At 66.8% G+C, this 21,523-nt stretch carries 22 protein-coding genes; 9 read left to right on the top strand and 13 right to left on the bottom strand.

The genetic code is table 11. The features are described from left to right. Positions 1 to 51 precede the first annotated feature (51 nt). Complete coding sequence (locus tag OG390_RS19540) at positions 52 to 1,554, top strand: MFS transporter (RefSeq protein WP_406169612.1); 1,503 nt, start codon at positions 52 to 54, stop codon at positions 1,552 to 1,554. A 99-nt stretch (positions 1,555 to 1,653) separates the two neighbouring features. Further along, positions 1,654 to 2,118, top strand: a complete 465-nt coding sequence (locus tag OG390_RS19535; protein WP_406169610.1) for a hypothetical protein — start codon at positions 1,654 to 1,656, stop codon at positions 2,116 to 2,118. A gap of 101 nt (positions 2,119 to 2,219) precedes the next feature. On the opposite strand, the gene OG390_RS19530 is transcribed toward OG390_RS19535, so the two are convergent. Both OG390_RS19530 and OG390_RS19525 read right to left on the bottom strand, forming a co-directional pair. Continuing rightward, the gene (locus OG390_RS19530) at positions 2,220 to 2,729 is read right to left on the bottom strand and encodes a levansucrase (RefSeq protein WP_406169608.1); all 510 of its coding nucleotides are present in this window, start codon (positions 2,727 to 2,729) and stop codon (positions 2,220 to 2,222) included. 117 nt (positions 2,730 to 2,846) lie between these two features. After that, a complete protein-coding gene (locus tag OG390_RS19525; protein ID WP_406169606.1) occupies positions 2,847 to 3,323 on the bottom strand; it encodes a DUF2269 family protein in 477 nt (158 codons plus the stop codon). 208 nt (positions 3,324 to 3,531) lie between these two features. Between OG390_RS19525 and OG390_RS19520 the strand changes: the two genes are divergently transcribed. Further along, complete coding sequence (locus tag OG390_RS19520; protein WP_406169604.1) at positions 3,532 to 4,575, top strand: GlxA family transcriptional regulator; 1,044 nt, start codon at positions 3,532 to 3,534, stop codon at positions 4,573 to 4,575. Positions 4,576 to 4,685: 110 nt separating this feature from the next. On the opposite strand, the gene OG390_RS19515 is transcribed toward OG390_RS19520, so the two are convergent. Together OG390_RS19515 and OG390_RS19510 are read right to left on the bottom strand one after the other, a co-directional pair. After that, positions 4,686 to 4,988 carry a hypothetical protein gene (locus OG390_RS19515; protein ID WP_406169602.1) on the bottom strand — a complete coding sequence of 101 codons (303 nt, stop codon included), beginning with the start codon at positions 4,986 to 4,988 and terminating at the stop codon, positions 4,686 to 4,688. Between the two features lie 39 nt (positions 4,989 to 5,027). Beyond that, entirely contained in the window at positions 5,028 to 5,309 is a 282-nt protein-coding gene (locus OG390_RS19510) for a DUF3500 domain-containing protein (RefSeq protein ID WP_406169600.1), read from the bottom strand. 53 nt (positions 5,310 to 5,362) lie between these two features. On the opposite strand from OG390_RS19510, the gene OG390_RS19505 reads away from it, so the two are divergent. Beyond that, complete coding sequence (locus OG390_RS19505; protein WP_406169598.1) at positions 5,363 to 6,067, top strand: hypothetical protein; 705 nt, start codon at positions 5,363 to 5,365, stop codon at positions 6,065 to 6,067. A gap of 41 nt (positions 6,068 to 6,108) precedes the next feature. Here OG390_RS19505 and OG390_RS19500 read toward each other — a convergent pair whose 3' ends face one another. Next, positions 6,109 to 6,648 (bottom strand): hypothetical protein, encoded by a 540-nt coding sequence (locus tag OG390_RS19500; protein ID WP_406169596.1) that lies wholly within the window; start codon positions 6,646 to 6,648, stop codon positions 6,109 to 6,111. 191 nt (positions 6,649 to 6,839) lie between these two features. On the opposite strand from OG390_RS19500, the gene OG390_RS19495 reads away from it, so the two are divergent. Further along, positions 6,840 to 8,114: a transcriptional regulator gene (locus OG390_RS19495; RefSeq protein WP_406169594.1), complete on the top strand. Its 1,275-nt coding sequence runs from the start codon at positions 6,840 to 6,842 to the stop codon at positions 8,112 to 8,114. On the opposite strand, the gene OG390_RS19490 is transcribed toward OG390_RS19495, so the two are convergent. Then, positions 8,095 to 8,757: an HAD family hydrolase gene (locus tag OG390_RS19490; RefSeq protein ID WP_406169592.1), complete on the bottom strand. Its 663-nt coding sequence runs from the start codon at positions 8,755 to 8,757 to the stop codon at positions 8,095 to 8,097. The two genes, OG390_RS19495 and OG390_RS19490, sit on opposite strands and share 20 nt — an antisense overlap. A 260-nt stretch (positions 8,758 to 9,017) precedes the next feature. On the opposite strand from OG390_RS19490, the gene OG390_RS19485 reads away from it, so the two are divergent. Both OG390_RS19485 and OG390_RS19480 read left to right on the top strand, forming a co-directional pair. After that, positions 9,018 to 10,229, top strand: a complete 1,212-nt coding sequence (locus OG390_RS19485) for a DUF262 domain-containing protein (protein WP_406169590.1) — start codon at positions 9,018 to 9,020, stop codon at positions 10,227 to 10,229. A gap of 8 nt (positions 10,230 to 10,237) precedes the next feature. Continuing rightward, the gene (locus OG390_RS19480) at positions 10,238 to 10,855 is read left to right on the top strand and encodes a HEPN domain-containing protein (RefSeq protein WP_406169588.1); all 618 of its coding nucleotides are present in this window, start codon (positions 10,238 to 10,240) and stop codon (positions 10,853 to 10,855) included. 41 nt (positions 10,856 to 10,896) lie between these two features. Here the strand turns inward: OG390_RS19480 and OG390_RS19475 are convergent, their stop codons facing one another. After that, on the bottom strand, positions 10,897 to 11,097 hold the full coding sequence (locus tag OG390_RS19475; protein ID WP_406169586.1) for a DUF397 domain-containing protein: 201 nt from the start codon (positions 11,095 to 11,097) through the stop codon (positions 10,897 to 10,899). Next, the gene (locus OG390_RS19470; protein ID WP_406169584.1) at positions 11,097 to 11,942 is read right to left on the bottom strand and encodes a helix-turn-helix domain-containing protein; all 846 of its coding nucleotides are present in this window, start codon (positions 11,940 to 11,942) and stop codon (positions 11,097 to 11,099) included. Before OG390_RS19470 ends, OG390_RS19475 begins: the two co-directional genes overlap by 1 nt. A 200-nt stretch (positions 11,943 to 12,142) precedes the next feature. Here OG390_RS19470 and OG390_RS19465 point away from each other — a divergent pair, with 200 nt between their 5' ends. Further along, a complete protein-coding gene (locus OG390_RS19465) occupies positions 12,143 to 12,805 on the top strand; it encodes an ATP-binding protein (protein WP_406169582.1) in 663 nt (220 codons plus the stop codon). A 13-nt stretch (positions 12,806 to 12,818) separates the two neighbouring features. Here the strand turns inward: OG390_RS19465 and OG390_RS19460 are convergent, their stop codons facing one another. The 4 genes from OG390_RS19460 to OG390_RS19445 all read right to left on the bottom strand — a co-directional run bounded on the left by OG390_RS19460 (position 12,819) and on the right by OG390_RS19445 (position 19,392). Next, positions 12,819 to 15,968 carry a DUF3427 domain-containing protein gene (locus OG390_RS19460; RefSeq protein ID WP_406169580.1) on the bottom strand — a complete coding sequence of 1,050 codons (3,150 nt, stop codon included), beginning with the start codon at positions 15,966 to 15,968 and terminating at the stop codon, positions 12,819 to 12,821. Between the two features lie 157 nt (positions 15,969 to 16,125). Further along, positions 16,126 to 17,151, bottom strand: coding sequence for an SEC-C domain-containing protein (locus tag OG390_RS19455; protein WP_406169578.1), 1,026 nt, complete (start codon positions 17,149 to 17,151; stop codon positions 16,126 to 16,128). A gap of 236 nt (positions 17,152 to 17,387) precedes the next feature. Further along, on the bottom strand, positions 17,388 to 17,825 hold the full coding sequence (locus OG390_RS19450) for a DUF3592 domain-containing protein (RefSeq protein ID WP_406169577.1): 438 nt from the start codon (positions 17,823 to 17,825) through the stop codon (positions 17,388 to 17,390). Positions 17,826 to 17,916: 91 nt separating this feature from the next. Next, positions 17,917 to 19,392, bottom strand: coding sequence for a beta-1,6-galactanase (locus OG390_RS19445; RefSeq protein WP_406169575.1), 1,476 nt, complete (start codon positions 19,390 to 19,392; stop codon positions 17,917 to 17,919). A 347-nt stretch (positions 19,393 to 19,739) separates the two neighbouring features. Here OG390_RS19445 and OG390_RS19440 point away from each other — a divergent pair, with 347 nt between their 5' ends. Further along, on the top strand, positions 19,740 to 20,537 hold the full coding sequence (locus tag OG390_RS19440) for a class E sortase (RefSeq protein WP_406169573.1): 798 nt from the start codon (positions 19,740 to 19,742) through the stop codon (positions 20,535 to 20,537). 382 nt (positions 20,538 to 20,919) lie between these two features. Here the strand turns inward: OG390_RS19440 and OG390_RS19435 are convergent, their stop codons facing one another. Then, positions 20,920 to 21,516: a hypothetical protein gene (locus OG390_RS19435; protein ID WP_406169571.1), complete on the bottom strand. Its 597-nt coding sequence runs from the start codon at positions 21,514 to 21,516 to the stop codon at positions 20,920 to 20,922. Positions 21,517 to 21,523: the final 7 nt, after the last annotated feature.

Below are 21,523 nucleotides of genomic sequence, written 5' to 3'. Positions count from 1 at the left end.
CGGACCCTGGGAGGGGAACCCGGGCGGGGTTCACTCAAGGGAGAGGGAGCCATGACCCCACCGGCCTCACCGGCATCCGTACCGGCCTCCGCCGGAACCGTCACGACGAACGTACCCGCCCGCCTGGACCGGCTGCCGTGGTCCAAGTGGCACTGGATGATCGTGATCGGCCTGGGAACGGTCTGGATCCTGGACGGCCTGGAGGTCACCACCGTCGGCAACATCGCGGGCCGGCTCTCCGAGGACGGCAGCGGGCTGTCCATCTCCTCGGCCCAGGTCACAGGTGTCGCGGCGGCTCTCTATGTGGCGGGTGCCTGCGTGGGCGCGCTCTTCTTCGGCCGGCTGACCGACCGCCACGGCCGCAAGAAGCTCTTCATGGTGACCCTCGCCGTCTACCTCTCCGCGACCGCGCTGACCGCGCTGTCCTTCGACGCCTGGTGGTTCTTCACCTTCCGCTTCCTGACCGGCTTCGGTATCGGCGGTGAGTACGCGGCCATCAACTCGGCGATCGACGAGCTCATCCCCGCCAAGTTCCGCGGCCGGGTCGACCTGATCATCAACGGCAGCTACTGGCTCGGCGCGATCGGCGGCGCGCTGTTGTCCATCCTGATGCTGAACACCGACATCTTCCCCAAGGACCTCGGCTGGCGGCTGACCTTCGGTCTCGGAGTGGTCCTCGGGCTGGTGATCCTGCTGGTCAGGCGGCATGTGCCGGAAAGCCCGCGGTGGCAGTTCGTGCACGGTCGCGGTACAGACGCGGAGGCGCTGGTCAGCGAGGTGGAACGGGAGATCGAGGAGGAGAAGGGCACGCCACTGCCGCGCCCGCAGGGCGAGATCACCATCCACCAGCGCAAGAGCATCGGCTTCGGCATCATCGCGAGGACCGTCTTCAGGCACTATCCGAAACGGGCCGTGCTCGGCCTCGCCCTCTTCATCGGTCAGGCCTTTCTCTACAACGCGATCACCTTCGGCTTCGGCGCCATCCTCACCAAGTTCTTCGACGTGCCCTCCGGGGGAACCGGCTACTACTTCGCCGTCATCGCGGCCGGCAACTTCCTCGGCCCGCTGCTGCTCGGCAAGCTCTTCGACACGATCGGCCGCCGGGTGATGATCTCCTCGACGTACTTGATTTCGGGTCTGCTGCTCTTCGGCACGGCGTGGCTCTTCGGCCGGGGCTCGCTGAGCGCGGTGACGATGACGGCGTGCTGGTGCGTGGTGCTGTTCTTCGCCTCGGCGGGCGCCTCCAGCGCGTATCTGACCGTCTCGGAGATCTTCCCGCTGGAGACCCGAGCGATGGCCATCGCCTTCTTCTACGCCATCGGAACGGCCGCCGGCGGCATCAGCGGGCCGCTCGTCTTCGCCGACCTCACCGAGTCCGGAGTCGTCGGCGACACGGTGCTCGCCTTCCGGATCGGCGCGGGCCTGATGTGCGCGGCGGGCCTGGTCGCCGCGTTCCTCGCGGTGAACGCCGAGCGGCGCTCCCTGGAGGACATCGCCACACCGCTGTCGGTGACACCGGCCGGGGCCGCCGAGTCCGCCAGGTCGGCGACATGATGTCGCTCGCCCCCGGGCATGGCTGAGTAGCGGCTGAGTATGTGGTTCTGAGTATGCGTACTCTGTCGGCCCGCCGCCCGGGCAGGAACCCTCGTACGCATGACCGAGAAGCTGCTCCGCCCCTTGCGAACGCGCCCTTGGCCGGAACGCTGGCTGACGCGCGTGCTCGGCGCCGCCCTCTCCGCGGCGGCGTATCTCCTCTGCCTGCCCTGGGATCTGCGCAACCGCCCCGAGACGGCGGATTCGAGCCTCGAGACGACGCCGGTGACCGGCCTGGGCGCCGTGTTCCTCGCCCTGATCCTGCTGCTCCTCGCCGCCTACTTCGGCCACCGGGACGCGCTGGCCTGGCCGTTGCTGCTGGTGGCGGTGCCGCCGGCGGCCCTGCTGTACGTGTCCCTGCGCACGCACCCCGGGCCGCCCGACGGCTTCGCGAACGCGTGGCCGCTGGCGTGGGCGTTCTTCACGCTGCTGGGGGCCGCCGGGGTACTCGTCGTGGCCGCGGTGGCACGGCAGTTCAGGGCGGACCTGGTGGACGATGAGCTGAGCCTGGCCCACCACATGTGACACGGGTGGAGGCGCGGGGGGCGCCCGCGGGCCTCTGGCCGGCCGCCCCCCGACGTCTCACCCGCCGCCGACCCACGACCCACTGGCGGCCCACCCACGTCTCACTGGCCGTCGAAGTACCGCGACCCCTTCTCGATGAAGTACGAGGCGTAGACGCGCCCGAGGGCCGGCTTGCCGCGGTACATGCCCACGTACTGGCGCGCGCTGTCGACCACGACGGGCCGCGTCATACAGGCGAACTTGATGCGTTGCTGCTCCTCCGCCCATCGCACGGCGGCCGGATCGACCCGGTCGCTGACGAGCAGCGGGAAGGCGCCGACCCCGTTCTGCATGCCGACGGGGAGGCCGCCCTTGGTGTCCTTGGCGTACTTCATCACCTGGTCGGTGAAGGCGGAGATGGCGGGGACGGTTATCTCCGGGACCGCCGCGGCCACGGTGAACAGGTGCAGCTTCGTCGCCATCCAGCGCATCTTGAAGTCGGCCCGCCGCCCCACGAGGACGGGTACCCCGGCCCAGTCCTCCCACCGTGTGGCACACCCGTCGGCCGTGAGCCGACCTTCCACCGAGGCGAGGTAGGCCTGCGGCGCCGCTTGCTCCTGCTGTCCGTACATGGGCGGGATCCTAAGCCCCTGTGCCGGGCAGCCGGTCGGCGGTGGTCCTGCCGCACGACATGGACTAGGAATGCCGTATCCGCAGAGAGGTCCGACAAGCGTGAGCCGTGCAGGGGGCTACGCCCCCGTGGTGGACCCCGGGCGAATGATCATCAGGATCGTGACGGTGGCCCAGAGAAGGTTGAAGATCCCGGTGAACATGGCGAGCCGAACGGTCGCGTTCCGGGCAACCGTGACCTCCCCGCCCCCGGCATCCCAGACCCCCTCCGCGATCGCGGCCTGCCCGGGCAGGACGAGGGCGATGAGCACGACCGCGGCGACGGCCGTCAGCGCGATCGAGACGATCAGCCAGGTGTCGCCGAGTACGCCCATGTTGCTCGCCGTGGCGAACCCGAAGACGGGAACGACGACGCCGACGGTGGCGTACATCCGGCAGATGCGGTGCAGCAGCCGCACGGTCGACACGGCCTGGGTGTTCTTCGGCTCGGCGAGAGCCTTGCGCGCACTGGGCGGGAACATGCTCGCGGCGACGGTGACGGGCCCGATGGCGATGATCGCTGCGAGGACGTGAACGGCGAGGAGGAACTTGGTCACAGAGTGACGCTATGGGCGGCACGGATCTTGGAGAAGTGGCGGTTCTGCCAGTACTCAACGGATTCTCGCCAGCGGCCGCCGGAGCTGCCCGCGATGCGGCTGAGAAGCGGCGTAGCGCCTGAGAGGGTTCTCACCCGGGGCTTTCCGGGCTGACGGGTGCCGACTGGACGGCGGTGGCTCGATTCCGTTGGAACCTTATCCTCTAGCCATGCACACCGTGGCCGTACTGGCGCTCGACCAGGTCATCCCGTTCGACCTCTCTGCCCCGATCGACACCTTCGGCTGGGCCCGGCTGCCGGACGGCCGGGCGGCGTACCGGATCCGGGTCTGTTCGGTCACGGCGGACGAGGAGGTGAGCGCGGGCCCGTTCGCGGTGCGCGCCCCCTACGGTCTGGAGGCGCTGGCGGAAGCGGACACGATCGTCCTGCCCGGCATCGCCGACCCCACCGTCCCGCTCCCGCCGGGCGTGGCGGAGGCGCTGCGCGCGGCGGCCGCGAACGGCACCCGGATCGCCTCGATCTGCGTCGGCGCCTTCGTTTTCGCCGCCACCGGCCTGCTGGACGGGCTGCGCGCGACCACCCACTGGGTCGCCGCCCAGGACCTGGCGGCCATGTACCCGGCGGTGACCGTCGATCCGAACGTCCTCTACGTCGACAACGGCCAGTTCCTCACCTCGGCGGGCGCGGCCGCGGCCCTCGACATGTGCCTGCACATGATCCGCATGGACCACGGCTCCGCCGTCGCCGCGCATGCCGCCCGGATGTCCGTCATGCCGCTCGAACGGGAGGGCGGCCAGGCCCAGTTCATCGTCCACGACCAGCCGCCGGTACCGGCCGGCACCACGATGGAGCCCCTCCTCGCCTGGCTGGAGGAGAACGCGGGCCACGACCTGACCCTGGAGGACATCGCCGCCCGCGCCGGCATGAGCACCCGTACCCTCAACCGCCGCTTCCGTGAACAGACCGGCACGACGCCCCTCCAGTGGCTGCACCGGGCGCGGGTACGGCGCGCCCAGTACCTCCTGGAGACGACCACGTACCCGGTCGAACGCATCGCGGTCCAGGCGGGGTTCGGCTCGCCGACGGCGTTCCGGGAGCGGTTCAAGCGGGTGGTGGGAACGAGCCCCAACGCGTATCGGCGGGCGTTTCAGGGGGCGGGCTCGGTCGCGGGGCCCGCGTCAGCGCCTTCGTCCGGGGCCGTGTCAGCGTCCGCATCCGGCGCGGCATCCGTGTCCGCCGCGGCGGCCTCGTAGGCGCGCAAGGTGTCGTGACGTCGTCCAGGTGACGGCGCCGCCGCCCGGCTGTGGTCGGCGTGGCGTCCGACGTGACGACGCCGCCGCCCCCGGCTGTGGCGTGGGCCGGCTCAGGCCCGCCGGTCGGCCACGGCCCACGAGGCGAGGGCCACGGCCCCGGCGACGCCGAACACGGCGGGCCAGGCGCCCACCTTCTTGGCCAGCGGATGAGACCCGGCGAAGGCGGCGATGTAGGCGGCGGTCAGCGCCCCGGCGGCCTTCCCGCCGGCCTGCTGCTTCCACTGCTGCGCGGCCGTGGCCCCGGCGGCGGCCAGCACGACCCCGCCCAGCTGCCGCTTCTTGGTCCAACGGGCCACGCCGTACCCACCGATGAGCCCACCCGCGGCCACCGCCGCGGCCGGTACCTTCGCCATTGCTGCCTCCCGCTGCTGCGTCTGTCGAACGAACCGAGGCTAACTCGCCCGTGCTCGTCGACGGACGCCCGCCCGGTCATGCCTTGTTGTTCGGCATGGCGAAGCCGGCCGCGGCGACCTCAGGGCTCGCTGGTATCCATCGACGTTGCTCCAGGCCGGCCATTCGTCGTCGTCGACGTCGAACACCGAGGCCCGCCGCTCCTTGGGGGACAGCCCGTCCAGGAAGGCATGCGCGGCCTTGACCACCGCGTCGGTGGAGACGTCGGTGGAGTGGATCGCGTACAGGTCGTCGGCGACCTTGCCGTCGGTGGTGACGCCCACGGTTAGACCCCCCTCCGGCGGGACTGTCAGTGGCACCCGCTTGGATGTGCCCCATGACTGCTCACGACGTCGCCCGGGCGCTCCCCGACATCGAATCCCTGAAAGACCTCTGCCGCTCGATGGCCATGGCCGAGGCGATAGTCAACCCCGAAGGCGAGCGCTACTACTCGTACGACGCCAAATGGTCGGACACCGAGGAACTGGCCTCGATGAGCAACGGATCCGGCGACGAGTACGACATAGTCTTCGCCCCCACCGGCGCATACATCCGCGGCTTCGACCACGAGTCTCCCCTGAGCCCGTACCACCACGACGACGTGCCCGCCCCCTGGCCGGGTGTCCTGGACTCCGTACCCGAGCCCTTCCAGTGCTACGTCGACGAGCCCGCCTTCACGGACGAGGACGGAACGCCCGTGGTGACGGTGTGCGTGTGGCGCGAGTCGACAGATCGGTCCTGGAAAACCGGACAGATCACCTTCCCCGAAGGACACCCGGACCCCGACGGCTCGGACTGGCTGTTCGAACTGCTCCTCGCCCCGACCCCGGAGGCCTTCCAGGAGTTCGCCGAGGACTACTACGAGACGACCATCGACATCGAGCCCGTACGCCACCTGTACGATCTGCGCCCGCTGGACCGGGCACAGATCACCAAACTCAACCCCTCGGCATCCGTACAGGACGTCATCGAAGCCGCTGCGGAAATCGGCTATCCGATGGCGGACGACCTGCTGTCGTCGAAGTCTCTGGGGTCGATGTAGTGCGTCGCCACATCTGAGAGCGGCCCTATCGCCTGGGTCGCTCAAGTGATCGCTGGAGGGCCGTCACAGCTTCGCTGGTTGGATGAGCACAGCCCTGCTGTCTCGACGAGTCGCCGCTGCCCGGCCTCGACCAGGGCGGCCACAGCCTGCGACGGACAAAGGTCGCCGGGGTACCGCGGTGTCACCACCCAATAGGTGCCCGGTGGTTCACGGCGGTCGATGCGAGGTACGCCCAGATAGGTGCCCTGCCCAAGGCAAGGTGCGACATCGGCGTGCGGCCAGACGAGTTCGGTATCCCGCTGGATCAGGGCGTAGTACGTGACACCTACGGCTCGACGGTCGTAGACGACCGGGCCGCTCAACAACTCTCGTAGCTCTGAAGCTACTTCGGCCGAGACGTCGGAATCGACGGCGGCGTGAACGGCATCCGTGGTCATCCGCACCGCGGCGAACCGTTTGCCGAGTGGCAGCAGGGCGACACCGTGCGTCGACCATTCCGTCCAGACCTGCCGAGGCACTGGGTGCTCCATGGTGAGCCACTCGGCAATTTCCCTGTCCGTCGTCTGCTGTGTGTCGCCCACGGCGTACCCCTGTCCTCATCGGCGGTTTCGCTGGTGAGACTCAGACTGGACGTCCACTGCATTCGTTTCGAGGACCTTTGGAGGCCATCAAGAGGACATCTATAGGGCTTACTTGGCGCTTTTGAGTGACGAGACGCGCCACATCGGACTTACTGTGGGGCGATGAGCACAGTCTCCCTGAGGAGGTACTCATGCCCCGTCCCACTGGCAATGTCCGCCTGAAGGCCGCTCGCGTGGCCGCAGGTTTCAACTCGCAGCAGAATTTGGCCGATGCCCTGACCGAGGCCGCTCAGCAGCTTGGCCTCCGCGGCTTGTCGATCGGTGTACGTCAGGTCCGGCGCTGGGAGTCCGAGAGCCCTCCGTGGCCGCAACCGGACTGTCAGCGGGTACTCGTCCATTTGCTTGGGCAGAGCGTGGAATCCCTTGGCTTCACGCCTCCGTGGGGTTCTGACGGGACACACCCCGATCGCATGCGTCGCACTCTTGTGACCGGCGGCGCAGCCGCTGTCGGGCTTGCCTTCGTACCGGGGCGAGCGGCTGCGACAACACAACCGGCCAGCGCCGGCGTGGATTTCGAGGCTGTGACTCGATCGCACCGGCGGCTGTACTGGTCGGTGTCCCCGGACAAGCTGCATCCCGCTGTGATCGCGCACGCCGCGTTGGGATGCGCGCTGCTGTCGGAGACGAGTGGTTCCACACGCCGTACCGTGGCTGCGGCACTGGCCGAGTCCTACCTCCTGGCGGGCCGGATCGAGTTCTTCGATCGCCGCGAACCGAGCACCGCGAACGACACCCTCCTCTTGGCTCTCCAGGCCGCGGGCGAGGCCGATGACCCTCTTCTCGGCTCGGCGGTCATCGCACATATGGCGTTCATCCCCGGCTGGGTGGGCGACAGCGACGCGGCACTGGAGCGGATGGTCGCGGCACGCACGTACGCCCGCCGCGCCCCCGCCTCCGCGGAGCTCCTCGCCTGGCTCGACGCCGTCGAAGCCGAATGCGAGACCCGTTGTGGGAACACGCGTACCGCACTCCACCTGATCGGGCACGCCGAAGACGTGATCACCACTGGGAACGAGTACGCGTCGCCCGAGTGGATGGACTGGTTCTCTCCCGCCCGTCTGGCAGCCTTCAAGGGCAACACCCAGCTGATCGCCGGGCACCTCCCTCAAGCGCGCGAGACCCTGCTCCGTGTTCTCGACGAGATGCCCGTGAGCGAGGACAAGCAACGCACCGTGGTCTTCGGTGACTTGGCCGCAGTCGAAGCCGCTTCGGGAAACCCGGGGCAGGCGTGCGAGTACGTCGGTCGCGCCCTCGACCAGCTCGCCCTCACGTGGTACGCGACCGGAATGGACCGAGTGCGAGAGGTTAGGCGAGCGCTGACCCCCCACCAACACGAGCCCTGCGTCCGCGACCTCGACGACCGGCTCTACGGATGGTCGACGACACTCAGCGCGCTGAGCCGTTGAAGTCCTGGATCAACCTGGAGAGTTCTAGGAGGCTGCCGACGCGAAACGTCGGCAGTTGCCGGGCCTCGGGGCTGTTCCACTGGATCGTGGCCCACGGTCCGCGACGCACGAGCGCGGTGTGCATCCCCGCCTCTACGGCGGGTCGGATGTCGTTGTCGCACCGATCCCCGACGTAGAGGATCTCGTCACTCTCGAAGGGCACTACGGCCGCGACGCGCTTGAAGAATTCCGGGTCGGGCTTACTGGCACCCCAGTCATCCGACGTGCCGATCAGATCGACGCCATCGGAGAACAGCGAGCGCAGAATCCGCCCTGCGCGCACGGTTTGGTTGCCGGCGATGCCGAGCCACAGACCACCGGCGCGGAGCTCGGTGAGCGCAGGCCGAACGTCCTCATACAGGTCGCCCTCCCCGAACGTCTCCGGTTGCCCGGCGGCGACTCGCTTCTCCCGCTCCTCATAGAGATCGAAGCCGGGCCGGAACTCCTGGAATGTCTCGCGATAGTCACGGCCCTGGGCGATCACTGCCCCGAACATCGCGTGAAAGGTGTGCCGAGGCACGCCAAGCCAATCGGCCCAGGTCCCGTACTCACGGGTCTCGTCCAGAAGGCACTCACCGACGTCGAAGACCACAGCGCGAATCATGAGTGCAGGGTAGCTAACGTGCTCAACGTCCCGCCGAAGCCATGCGTCCTACGGGCTGTCCTGCTCGGCTGTGTCGGAGAGCTGCCACCATCGATGCAAGTGCCTTGATCTTCAAGGCGATTGAAGCGTTGCAGTGATATCGAACACCTCGGCGAGCTAGGATTTCCACACCTGCCCCAGCATGCGATCTAGTCTGGCAAGCTGGGTCGGTTGGGAGACTCGGGGTGTCTCGGGCTGGGATCTACGAGGTGCGGAGCGACGTGACGAACGACAACGAACCCGACTGGGACGACGTAGATGGCGAAGAAGAGGACACCGCTGCATCGGTAACCTCTGAGGAAGTAACGCGAGCGGTGGTCACGGATACAGACTGGACTGCCGAAACTATTTTGAGCCAATTGCGTCGAGGGAATATTCAACTTAATCCAAGGTTCCAGCGTAGGGACGCTTGGAATAAGCCCCGAAAGAGCCGTTTTATTGAATCTCTGATTCTCGGCCTGCCGATCCCGCAGATTGTCTTGGCGGAAGACAAGAACCGGCGCGGCAAGTTCATAGTACTAGACGGTAAGCAGCGCCTACTTGCGCTCAGGCAATTTGCTGCAGGTTCGTCTTTCGCGGCATCCGCAGAGGAGGAGGCCTTCAAGGGCTTCTCGCTCACGGGGCTTGAGGTTCGCGAAGATCTCCGGCTTGCGACGCTCCGAAAGATGGAGGGTGACGATAGCTATGTGGATGATCTGAATTCGCTGCTTAATGAGACGATCCGCACTGTTGTCGTGCGGCGTTGGCCTAACGAGGATTTTCTGAATCTCGTGTTTCTGCGATTGAATACAGGTAGCGTGAGGCTATCTCCTCAGGAGCTTCGGCAGGCCCTGCATCCTGGCCCCTTTACTGACTATCTGGATGACTCCGCATCCGATAGTGAGTGGCTACGGGCGGCTCTGCGTATCGACAAGCCTGACTTCCGCATGCGGGATGTTGAGATACTGCTTCGGTACTTCGGCTTCCAGTTCACCCTGGACGAGTACACCGGAAATCTCAAAAAATTCCTCGACGACACCGTTAATGTCCTCAACGATCAGTGGTTGAAAGAAGAGGACCGTATCAAGCAGGTCGGCGAGAACTGCAATAATGCCATCGAGGCGACGTTCAAGGTTTTCGGCGATAACGCATTCTATCGCTGGGCTGGCGGCAAGTACGAAGGACGGTTTAATAGGGCCGTTTTCGATGCCATGACCTACTACTTCTCCGATGAGGCCGTTCGCTCCAAAGCGACATCTCACTCTGTGCAGGTCGAAACTGCCTTTCGTAACCTGTGCGATGGAAACCAACGGTTCGTTGAGTCGATCCAGACAACCACTAAGACTCCCGTTGCCACCCATCGCCGCCTCTCTCTATGGGGCGAGGCTCTCGGTGAGGCAATTGAGATGAAGCTGCGCATCCCCGAGCTGCGCGATAATCGCCTCATTCCATAGGGGTCGGTGTGGCATCTTCGCGTTTCATAGAGCTTGAAAAAAGAATCGGAGAGTTGCGGCAGGGCTTCCTGCCGCAATCTTTTGACCCTACGGTGCTCTATGAAGAGACAGTCTACGAACATACGCGAGCCTTCAGGATTCTTGCCCACGCAGAATTTGAATCCTTTATCGAGGATCGCGTTATTGAAGTAATCGATCAGGCAGTTTCCGACTGGAAGGCCAGCGGCTCGATCTCTACGAGCTTGCTTGCGGTCGTTGCGTACAGGGAATCTGCGCCACCCATCCCTGAATCTTTAAGCGAGGCGGCCGCAAGGCCAGCTAAGTATCCTGCCTTAGAAGCGCGGATAGATGCCGCGCGAACTGACCTTCACCGTTATGCTCGTAACCAAAATCATGGCATAAAGGAGAAGAATCTACTGCGACTGCTCCTTCCGATCGGTCTGCAGGAAGTAGAAATTGATTCCGCGTGGCTAAACACCACGGAAACCTGGGCGACGGCCCGAGGCGATACTGCTCACAAGGGGGCCAAGATGCAGGTAAGGCCTGATCCACAAAAGGAGCTTAAGACGGTAAATGTTGTGCTGGATGGGTTTCGTGACCTTGATGTCATAATGGAGAGTAAGTAACAGGTTCGTCGAACGGTGACAATTTGGAGGTGTTGTCAACCTCAGCCTTCCAGTCCCCCGTTCCTCACTGCCTCTGTGAATGCACGCCACGCTTGACCTCGAACAATGAGTACAGGGCCTCCGTCACACTTTGAGTCGCGTACGAGGGTTTCGTCTCGCGTATGCACACACTCAAGGCACTCCGTCCCGCTTCCTCCGCTGTAAGAGGACTTGAACCAGGAGGGAGCGGGGGGTGGGGTCATCACGTCTCCTTGCTTATACGGGCGATGAGTGCTGCTGAAGACTCAAGGTCGAGTGCTTGCGCGCTCAGGTACTGGAACGCCAACCTATAGCGCTCCAGTTCCTGCGGCTTCTCGATGAAGAGGCCCCCGCCGAGGAGATCCACGTACACCACGTCCAGCTCGGGAGCGGGACCGCGCAGAACAGCGAAGCTGCCAACTGCGGCTGCATGTGCGCCTGTTGAGAACGGCAGCACTTGGATCGTGACGTGAGGTCGCTGAGACATGGCGAGCAGGTGCTGGAGTTGCTTCTGCATGACCTCGCTCCCGCCGACTCTGCGTCGGAGCGCCGCCTCATCGATCACACACCAGATGTGCGGCGGCTCGTCTCGCTGGAGGAGCTCCTGCCGTTTCATGCGGATGTCGACCATGTGCTGCACCTCCCGCTCCGCGCACTCCACCTCCGAGGCTCGATGAACAGCCTCTGCGTAGGCACGGGTCTGGAGAAGCCCGGGAATGTACATGCAGGCGTAGTGGTCTTCGCGAACCACCTCGTCCTCTAGCGTGAGCATGAGGTTCATGGACTCGGGGATGGGGTCGGCGAGTGACCGCCACCATCCCTGGATCCTGGCGCCTTTGGCGAGTTCGACGAGGGCGAGGCGCTCTTCGTCAGAGGCGCCGTATTCGCGGCATAGGGCGTCCACAGCCGGCCACTTGACTGTCCCCTCCTTGGTCTCATAGCGGCTCAGTGTTGCCTTGGAGATGCCGACGCGCGCTCCTGCCTCTTCCAAGGTCAAGCCTTTCGCTTCGCGGAGGCGGCGCAGGTCGGCGCCCAGCTGGCGCCTGCGGGTCGTGGGTCCAACTGCCATGTTTAGGCCCTTCGTGTCGATCAGTCAGATCGTGCGGTTTTGCGAGCTCCACGGCAAGACGGTGTGCGCCGGGGGCGCGTCCAAGAGCTCCGTGCTCCTTCTCTCCCGTCGTGAGAGTTCCATTTTGAGAGTTCCAATGCAACTCTTCGTGTGTCATTGATCGCACAACGCGACAGGGCTTGCAGGGAAGGAGCCGGGCGATGGAGACCAACGCCCCCATGCCAAGGGAGCCGTGGAACGTCCCCGTCGTGGCAGAGCCCGAGGAAGTGGCCGCGCTTCGCCGCATCATGCGCATCCACCTCGGGCTCTGGGGAATGCAGCACGTCACCGATGCAGCTCAACTCTGCGTCTCCGAGCTCGTGTCCAATGTCATCACCCACGTTGGCGTTGGGACGCCGACCACGCTTGCCGTCTCCATGAACGGCGCCTACCTGCGCATCGAGGTCCACGACCCCGACACTCGTGCCCTACCGACACTGATCCAGGCGGGAGTCGACAGCGAAGGCGGCCGTGGGATGGCCCTCGTCGAGGCCACCGCGGACCGCTGGGGTGTCGAGCTCCGCGCCGACCGGAAGGTGACGTGGTGTGAGCTGGCGACGGGGCCGACCTCGACGATCCCGAAGACTCCGACCCCGCGACTGAGTAGAGCCGCAGGGCTGCTCGACCTCTACAGGGCGGAGTCGGCGCCGCCTGTGATGAGCGTCGGATCACATCCGTTGTGCGCGGCCGTGGCCGAGGAGGCGGCCATCGACATCATCGCCGACCTCCTCCATTGGCTCCAGGCGCATGGCCGTGACGCAGACGAAGTGCTGGACAGAGCCCAGACGCACTTCGAAGCGGAGATCGAGGCCTTGCACGGCTGATGCGTGGTCGCACTCACCCTGCCGAGACGGTGGCCGAGTACGACCACACATCGGCCGGAAGCTCGTGCTGGAGCTCCCATGTGATCGCCATCGGCTTGCTGCCGGTGTGCTTCTTGAACCTGGCCGGGCCCAGCAGCATCCATGGCTCGGCCTTGCTGATGCTGTTGTCCTTGTAGCGGCGCAGGAAGAGCAGGACATGGCTGCCGCGCTCGACATGGTGCCGGTACCGCATGCCGGTCGGGGAGTTTTCCGATGTGGCGTTCTGTGACTCCCAGTGGAACAGGGTGGGGCTGAGCGCGTAGTCCTTGTAGCGGACATTGGGGGAGAAGTCCCGCTCGTCCTTGTCCAAGGTGATGAGTAGGGCGTCGGTCTTGAGCTCCTCGATCCAGCGCACTCCTTGGCCGAAGTCTCCGGGCATCTGGCCGCCCAGTCGGGCGATTCCGAGGGCCGAGAGGATCTCGGAGCGGTTGTAGGCGCTGTGGATCTTCAGCGGGAGGTGGCCGAGCGGGCCGTCCAGAGGGATGGGGAAGTGGTCGGTCTGGTCGTGGACGTATGACAGGACCTGCCGCAGTTCATCGCGGAATACATGCAGGGCTCGCAGCGACTCAAGCCCCTGCTGGTAGCTGGAGAAGCCGCCAGCCTTGTCCCACAGGTTGAAGAAGAGCATGCGGGCGTATGCCTGCTCGGTCGGGGAGAGCGAATCGTAGTCGGGGGCGTCATCCGCGAGGAGGCGCAGATAGGTACGGGCCCGCTCAGGATCGTCCACGTGCAGGAAGGCGTGGACGCGCTTGAGGAGTTCCTCTTCTCCCGGCAGAGCGGCCTCCTTGATGAGGCCAGCTTTGCGAAGGATCTTGGTCCAGGAGTTCTTGGTCTTGTAGAGTTCCTTGATTTCCCGCCTGCTCTCCCGCAGGTAGGCCGCGAGCTTGGGCGTGCTGTAGTCCCTGACCTCTTTCGCCAGCGTGTTGATGGTGGCGTTGAGCTGGGTACGGATGTTGTCGAGGACGAGGTCCTTGGACTTGCCCTCCAGGATGATCTGGCAGCCGGAGGGCAGTTGCGGGAAGTCCCGCTCGATGCCGTCGACCAGGCGATTGCGGGAGAGGTTGGTCAGGACGCGGAACTGTTCCTCGAAGCGGAACTCCGCTCGGTGCGTCCCGATGAAGTCGAGTACGGTCAGCACTGGCTTGTTCGGCGTACGACGCAGTCCGCGCCCCAACTGCTGGAGGAAGACGGTCGCGCTGTTCGTGGGCCGCAGGAGGATCAGCGTGTCGACATCGGGGACGTCGAGGCCTTCGTTGAACAAGTCGACGGAGAAGATCACCTGGATCCTGCCGGCCTTGAGGTCGTCGAGCGTCCGTTCGCGCTCTGCTGGGCTCGATTCACTGTCGAGTGCCGCAGCCTGGAACCCCGCCTCGCGGAAGCGGTCGGCCATGAAGTGCGCGTGTTTCTTAGTCACACAGAAGCCCAGGGCACGCATGGCACCCGGGTTGGAGATCTTGTCCTTTACCTGCTTGATGACGATACGAGCCCGCGCGTGGCTGCCCGTGTAGAGGTTGTCGAGTTGGTCCCGGTCGTATGAGCCCGCACGCCAGTTGAGCTGGGACAGATCCGTGCCGTCCGGGATGCCGAAGTAGTGGAAAGGGCACAGCAGGTCGTTCTCAAGGGCTTCCCACAGCCGCATTTCGGCGGCGATGCGGCCCCCGAAGAACTCGTCCTGGACGTTGTACCCGTCCATCCTCTCCGGGGTCGCGGTGAGGCCGAGCAGCTCGGTGGGTTTGAAGTGCCTGATGACGCGCTGATAGGTGTCCGCTTTGGCGTGGTGGAACTCGTCGATGACGATGACGTCGAAGTGGCCGGGATCGAGCTGTTCCAGTCGTTGGAGCTTGAGGGATTGGACGCTCGCGAAGACATGCGTCCAGTCGCGAGGCTCCTCGCCGTTGTAGAGCAGTTCGCCGAAGGAGGCGTCGTCGAGCACCTCGCGATAGGTCCGCAGGGACTGCTTCAGGATCTCCTTGCGGTGTGCCACGAAGAGCAGGCGGGGGAGCTCACCGCCGCGCTGGTCACGCAGGTTGCGGTAGTCGAGGGCCGCCATGACGGTCTTGCCAGTGCCGGTCGCTGCGACGAGGAGGTTCTCGTGGTGGCCGCGTACCTCCCTCTCGACGCGGAGTCGCTCCAACATGTCCCGCTGGTGCGGGAACGGACGCACTTCGAGCCCGGAGAGGTTGATCTTGAGGTCGCCGCCCGACCCGCTCCCTCCCGCCTGGGAGAGCGCCTCGGCGAGCCGCTTTCCGTCGCGGTCAGGGTCGTACGACTCGAAAGCGGCATCGTCCCAGTACGAGTCGAACGTCGCCTCGAACTTGTCGAGCACCCTGGGGGTTGCTACCGACGACAGCCGTACGTTCCACTCCAGACCGTCGAGCAGCGCGGCCTTCGAGAGGTTCGAACTGCCCACATAAGCTGTGTCAAAGCCGGTATCGCGCCGGAACAGCCATGCCTTCGCGTGCAGACGCGTCGACCGGATCTCGTAGTTGACCTTGACCTGGGCGCCGAACTCGCGGACCAGGCGGTCCAAGGCATATCGATCCGTGGCGCCGATGTAGGTGGTCGTGATGACCCGGATCGGAACGCCCCGCTCCTTCGCTGCGCGCAGGGAGTCCTCAAGTACCCGCATTCCGTACCACTTCACGAACGCGCACAGCAGGTCGATGCGGTCGGCCGTGGCCAGCTCAGCCCGTAGCTCGGCGCCCAGGCTGGGGTCATCTGGGGCGTTCGTGATCAACGCGGTTTCGGAGAGGGGCGTGAGGGGCCGAATCGCGTAGACGCCGGGCGCCTCCTGCTCGGCGAGGGCGAGGAGTTGGCGGGGCCCGTCGGCGATGGTGCCGACGATGTCGTCCGCATCCGGGTCGGGCGTGCTGGCAGCCAGGGACCGCATGATCTGGTTGGCGGCGTCCACCTGCTTGTCGTGCGGCAGCCGACTCAATCGGCGCCCCACGGCCTCGCCGATGTACCGGGCCAGCACATGCGGCGTGGACTCCTTGCCGACCTCCGCGTCGATGGCCTTCCAACCTGCGGATTCGAACCCCTCTATCCGATCGTGCAGGCTGTGGGTGATCAGCTGCTCGTAGACGCCCGCGACCGGCTCTGTCAGGTCCCCCGATTCCGCCACCGCTGCTCCCCTTAGATCCCTAGTGGTAGATCCCGAGTGGGTTCTTCCGGCACGATCTCTCGTGCCGATATGGATCTGTTCTAACAGCAGGCACTGACAGTCGAAGGGTGTTGTGACGAAAGGTGATCGTTTTTAGACGGTCGCCCGCTCGCGGTATTCAGGCCTCCGTGCCATGACATTCCCCATAAAACCGCCCCGACCCACACCAACACCCCACCCCCCTCTGCGGCGGCCAAGCAACAGCCCGCCCCCGCGCAGCCAGCGTCGTCGCGTACTGCGGCAGCAGTGTCACGTCCGCTGGGGAAGACGCCTCCGACGCCGCGAAGGCTTCGTAGGACGGCACCGTTCCCGTCACGATGCCCAGGTTCGGGGTGCCGGAGGCCGCCAGCTCTCGGAGTGACGCCTCTATGGTCGCCAGGTGTTCCTCGTGGGACGGGTACTCCGAGGACAGGGGCGGGTAGGCGGCCAAGAGCTCGGATAGCTCGGGTCCCGGCCAGTGCAGGACCGCCACCGGGAACGGGCGGGAGAGGGCCTCCCTGTACGTGCCCAGCTCGGCCCGGAGGCGGCTGATCTCCGCCTGGAGTTCTGCCGGGTTGTCCGAGCCCAGGGACCAGACGCGCTTCGGGTCGTGGAGTTCGTCCAGGGAGATGGGGGACGAGTGGAGGGTGTCGGCCAGGGTGTCCCAGTCGTCGTGGGGCATGCCCAGCATGCGGCGGACGCGGTGGCGGCCGAAGACGAGGGGGAGGGTGGAGTAGGGGGGCTCCGACACGTCCGTCAGGAGGAGCTGGGCGCCCTGTGTGAAGGTCTCCTGCGCCGACTCCAGCTCGTCGTGGGACTCCAAGGCCTCCGCCACGATCACCCAGGGGGCTGCGTCGCGGGGGGACGCCGTCCGTACTCCGTCGATGATCGCGCGGGCTTCCGCCTCGTGGCCGTACTCCCAGAGGTTCGACGCCTTGAGGGCTCGTACCAGATGGGGGTTCTCGAGGGAACCCGGAGAATCCAAGGACGACAGCAGGCGGTCGTAGAGCGCTGTCGCGGCGGGGCGGTCGCCGGCCAGTTCCAGATGGGCCGCGGCCTGCAGCAGCAGGTTCTCCGTGTCCTCCGGATACAGGGAAGCAGTCCGCTCCAGGCGTGCTGCTTCCGCGTTGTGGTCGACGTTCTCGGCAGGCGTGTCGGGGCGCATGGGGGACACCGTACTGCCGCCGCCATGCGAAAAGAGAGATGGGTGTCAAGCCAGGGCGAGCAGGCCCACACCGCCTGGCCAGTACGGAGTCACCGCCCCGGGCATTGCCCGGGGCATTGCCCGGACCCGTACCGACCCCGTGCCGGACCGCCGCCGGACCGGTGCCGACCCCGTACCGGACCGGCGCCGGGCCCGCGCCGACCCCGTACCCGGCCCGCGCCGGCCCCCGTACCGGATCAGTACCGGTACGGGGCCGGCAGCAGCGTCGCGATCCGGATCAGTACCGCCGTCAGCGTGCCCGCCGACAGCAGGACGCCGAGCCACGCGCCGATCACCGCCGACCGGTAGCGGTCCGGTGCGTCCAGGGTCACCGAGTCGGGGGCGCCCGGCGTGCACAGGAGGCGGACGCGGCTGCCCTCGGGCAGGGCGTGGGCGCCGATCGTGTCGGGGACGGCGCGTTCGTGCTCCTGCCCGTCGTCGCCGGTCCAGCGGACGACGGGATGCAGGATGGCGTACGTCGCCTCGCGGGACGCTATGTGCCCGGTGACCGTGCCCTCCACGCGGCGGGCGGTGCGGCGCAGGACGTGTTCGGTGAGGGCGACCATGCCCTGTTGGCCGGTCACCGCCAGGCCCGCGAGGAAGGGGATCAGGGTCAGTAGCCAGTACGCGCTCATGGCCAGGGAGTTTATGCGGGTGGGGAGTTGGGGCCTCGGCGTGCCCGGGTCGGCGCCTCCGGACCGGGTCTTTTTGCTGTATGCGGGCCCCTCACACCACCACCCCGTCCACCTGCAACGTCTGCACCGCCCCCGCCGCGAACGGCACGGCGACCGACTTGCCGCTCAGCTGCGTGTCCGAGTGCGAGGTGTACCGGTCGCCGGACCCCGATGTCAGGGTGTTCCAGCGGGGGACCAGGCCGCCTGTGCCGCCCGACACCGTGGTGAAGCGGGAGAGGTCGAAGGTCAGGGTCTGGGCGGAGGAGGACTTGTTGACCGCCGCGATGACCAGACGTTTCGCCGTTGCGTCGTAGGCCGCCACCGCGTAGTCCACTCCCGTGTCGACGATCGTCATTCCGGGGCGGATGTGGCGGGTGAACTGGGCCATTACGTAATACTTCGTCTGGATCGCCCCGGGCGTCAGGGTGCTCGCGTCGTACGCGATCGTCGCCCAGCCCGACGACGGGTCCATAACCTGCCAGTAGACCCAGGCGGTCGGGTGCAGCCAGCGGAAGTCCAGGAGGAGGTTGCTCGCCAGGGTGAGGCCGGTGCCGTCGCTGTCGCCGTACTCGGAGTTCCACAGGCCCTTGCCGGCGGTCGTCGCCGCGTCGGTGTAGAGGAGGTCCCGGCGGCCGCCCGAGCCCTGGTAGCCGTGCACGTTGACCTGGTTCACGTATCCCTTCGTCGTCGACGAGAAGGAATTCCATGTCGTACGCGCAAGGTCGTAGCTCGTCTCGTCGGACGCCGAGATCTTCGTTCCCGTCAGGCCGCGCTTGTCGAGTTCGCTGCGCAGGTACGGGAGCACGGCCGACTGCACCGACGCGTCCATGTGGCAGCCCTCCTGGGTGCCGGTGGCGGTCCACCAGCTGGAGGACGGTTCGTTGAAGGCCTCGACCGTGGAGAAGTTCACGCCCCAGTTGTTCTTCGCGTAGAGGGCTACTGCCGCCAGGTGGGAGGCGTGCTGGCGGTAGTTCCAGGACTGGAGGTTGTTGCCGCCGCCGGACGCGCCCGACGGGTTGTGGTTCAGGCACATCCACCACATCGGGGAGTTGGCGAACAGCTCGCTCGTCGCACCCCGTGACGTCGCCTTCAGCAGCATGGCCCGCTGGGTGGCGTCGGCCGTCCACTTCCAGGCCGAGGAGGTGGGGTCCTCGTTGTTCCAGTCCTGCCAGTAGCCCTCGATCTGCTTGAAGGAGGGGATGTTGGCGGAGGCGACCATCGACTCCCCGTTCACGCTGTTCCAGCTGCACCCGCCCAGGTTGTAGCGGGCGATGTTCAGGCCCAGGCCGGGAAGCGAAGTCCCGTTGTACGTCGTCGACTTGGTGGTGAAGAAGATGTCGGCGAAGTCGTCGCGAGCGCCGAACACGTTGGCCCACCACGCCAGCGAGGTGCCCCAGCCCTCCCACTTCCCGTACGTCGTAGCGGGGTTGACGGCGATGGTCGCGTCCGCGCGGGCGGTGCCCGTCGCCAGGGTGCTGCCGAGGACCGTACCGCCCGCGGCCGTCAGCAGTGTTCTACGTCGGATCATGGCTTCTCCGTCCCGCTCGATCGCCGGTCGTCCCGCCGGCGCCGGCCTGTCGACTCGATCGCCTTTCACCCCAACGGAGTCGGCCCATCGGCTCAGCTGCCGGCCACGCGACGGGCACTGGCCAGTCGGCCCCATTTGCCCGTCACGCCACCGGTACCGGCTCGCCCCGCTGATGCCATCAGGAAGCATCGGGTGTGACGGGTGGGGTTGTCGAGGGTTGTGACGCCCCTTTCTCACCCCTTTCTAAAACCGGTGTATGAAGCCCCTGGTGGGGCGTCGGGGTGTACGGGGCTGGTGACTTGAGGAGGCGGCACCTATCGTGCGGGCCCGGCGAAGGAGGCGTACGGATGCGGGCTCCCGGGATCGTGCACCACGGCACTCGGCGGCGGCGCGCCGCGTACCGGCGGGCGGTGTGGAGCGGGGCGGAGGTGTTCGTCACCGTGGGGGTGGTGCTCCTGCTTCTCGTCGTGCACCAGCTCTGGTGGACCAACCGGGAGGCCCGACACGACGCCGCGCGCAAGGTGCAGGCGCTGGAAAGGGAGTGGGAGGCGCCGGGGGCCGCCGTGGCGCCGAGCGCGGATCCGGGCGGCGGTGAGGGCGAGGGGGACGGCGGTGACGACTCCGGCGGCGCGCGGAAACCCTCCTCGCGCGAACGGCAGGCCACCGTCAACAGCGCCCAGGCGCAGCCCCGTTGGTCCCAGGCCTACGCCATCCTCGCCATCCCCCGCCTCTCCCTGCGCGTCCCGGTCGCCGAGGGCGTCAGCAAGCAGAACGTCCTCAACAAGGGGTACGTCGGTCACTACAAGGGCACCCAACAGCCGGGCCAGGCAGGGAACTTCGCGCTCGCCGGGCATCGGAACACCCACGGCGAGCCCTTCCGGTACATCAACCGGCTGAAGCGCGGCGACACGATCACGGTCGAGACGAAGGCCGCGCTCTACACGTACGTCGTCGACAAGACCCTTCCGCAGACCTCGGCGCGGGACAGCGGGGTCGTCCGCGGCGTGCCGCGCAGTACCGTGCGGCCGTCGTACGGATACAGCGAGCCCGGGTACTACATCACCCTCACCACGTGCACTCCCGAGTACACGTCCAAGTACCGGATGGCGGTGTGGGGGAAGCTGCGGTCGATGCGGCCCCGGTAGACCCGCGGGTGGAGCACGCGGGGCTGAGCGGCCTCGGGGAAGTGGGGTGCGTTTCCGCGTTGTCCGTGCGGTGCAGGCGTGCTGCCGCGTCGCCGTCGGACGGGACGTACCTGGTTGATGTGGCAGTGCGGCGAGGTGCCGTGCCGGGCGGTGTGGGGGTGTGCCGGGCGGCGTGGTGCCGTGTCGGGCGGTGTGGGGGTGTGCCGGGCGGCGTGGTGCCGTGTCGGGCGGTGTGGGGGTGTGCCGGGCGGCGTGGTGCCGTGTCGGGCGGTGTGGGGGTGTGCCGGGCGGCGTGGTGCCGTGTCGGGCGGTGTGGGGGTGTGCCGGGCGGCGAGGTGCCGTGCCGGGCGGCGTGGGGCGTGCCTCACTTCCCCGAGGCCGCTCAGAGACTCGGCGGGCCCGGCGGTGTCACCGCCGGGCCCTTCCCCTGTGCGTGCAGCAGCGCCCCGAGCTCGTACTGGGCCACCACATCGCCCGCTTCGGCGTGCGGTCGGTACAGCGCCTCCGCCTCGGCGTAACGGCCCAGGGTCGTCAGGCACCAGCCGAGATCCCGCCAGCAGAAGCGGTGCCCGAGCTCGACCGCGAGGCGGTACCACTCCACGGCGCCCGCCGGGTCGCCGTCCCGCCGCTTCCAGTAGCCCAGTTGACCGGCGGCACGTGCGCTGCCCGCCCGTGCCATCCCGGCCACCAGGTCCTCGGCCTCGGCCACCCGTCCCGACGCCCAGCGGCGCATTTCCTGCGCCATCGTGACCAGCCGGTCGGGGTCCTGTCGTACCTCGGCCTCGCGGCGCAGCCAGTGCTCGGCCTCGGCCTCGTAGCGGGCGTCCTTGTGCGCGAGTCTGCTCGCGCTCCAGGCCGGCTCGCGCACCGCTTCCGCGTGACCGGCCTCCGCCAGGGGAACCAGCCAACGCTTCGCTTCCTCGCGGCGCCCTTGTCGCAGCAGGTCGCTGCCGCGTTCGTACGAGGCTGAGATGTCCATGATCAGA

It is taken from the genome of Streptomyces sp. NBC_00996 (genome assembly GCF_045162675.1).
Classification (GTDB): domain Bacteria; phylum Actinomycetota; class Actinomycetes; order Streptomycetales; family Streptomycetaceae; genus Streptomyces.
Note: the sequence above shows the minus strand (reverse complement) of the source record. Positions and strands in the feature narration are given on the sequence as shown.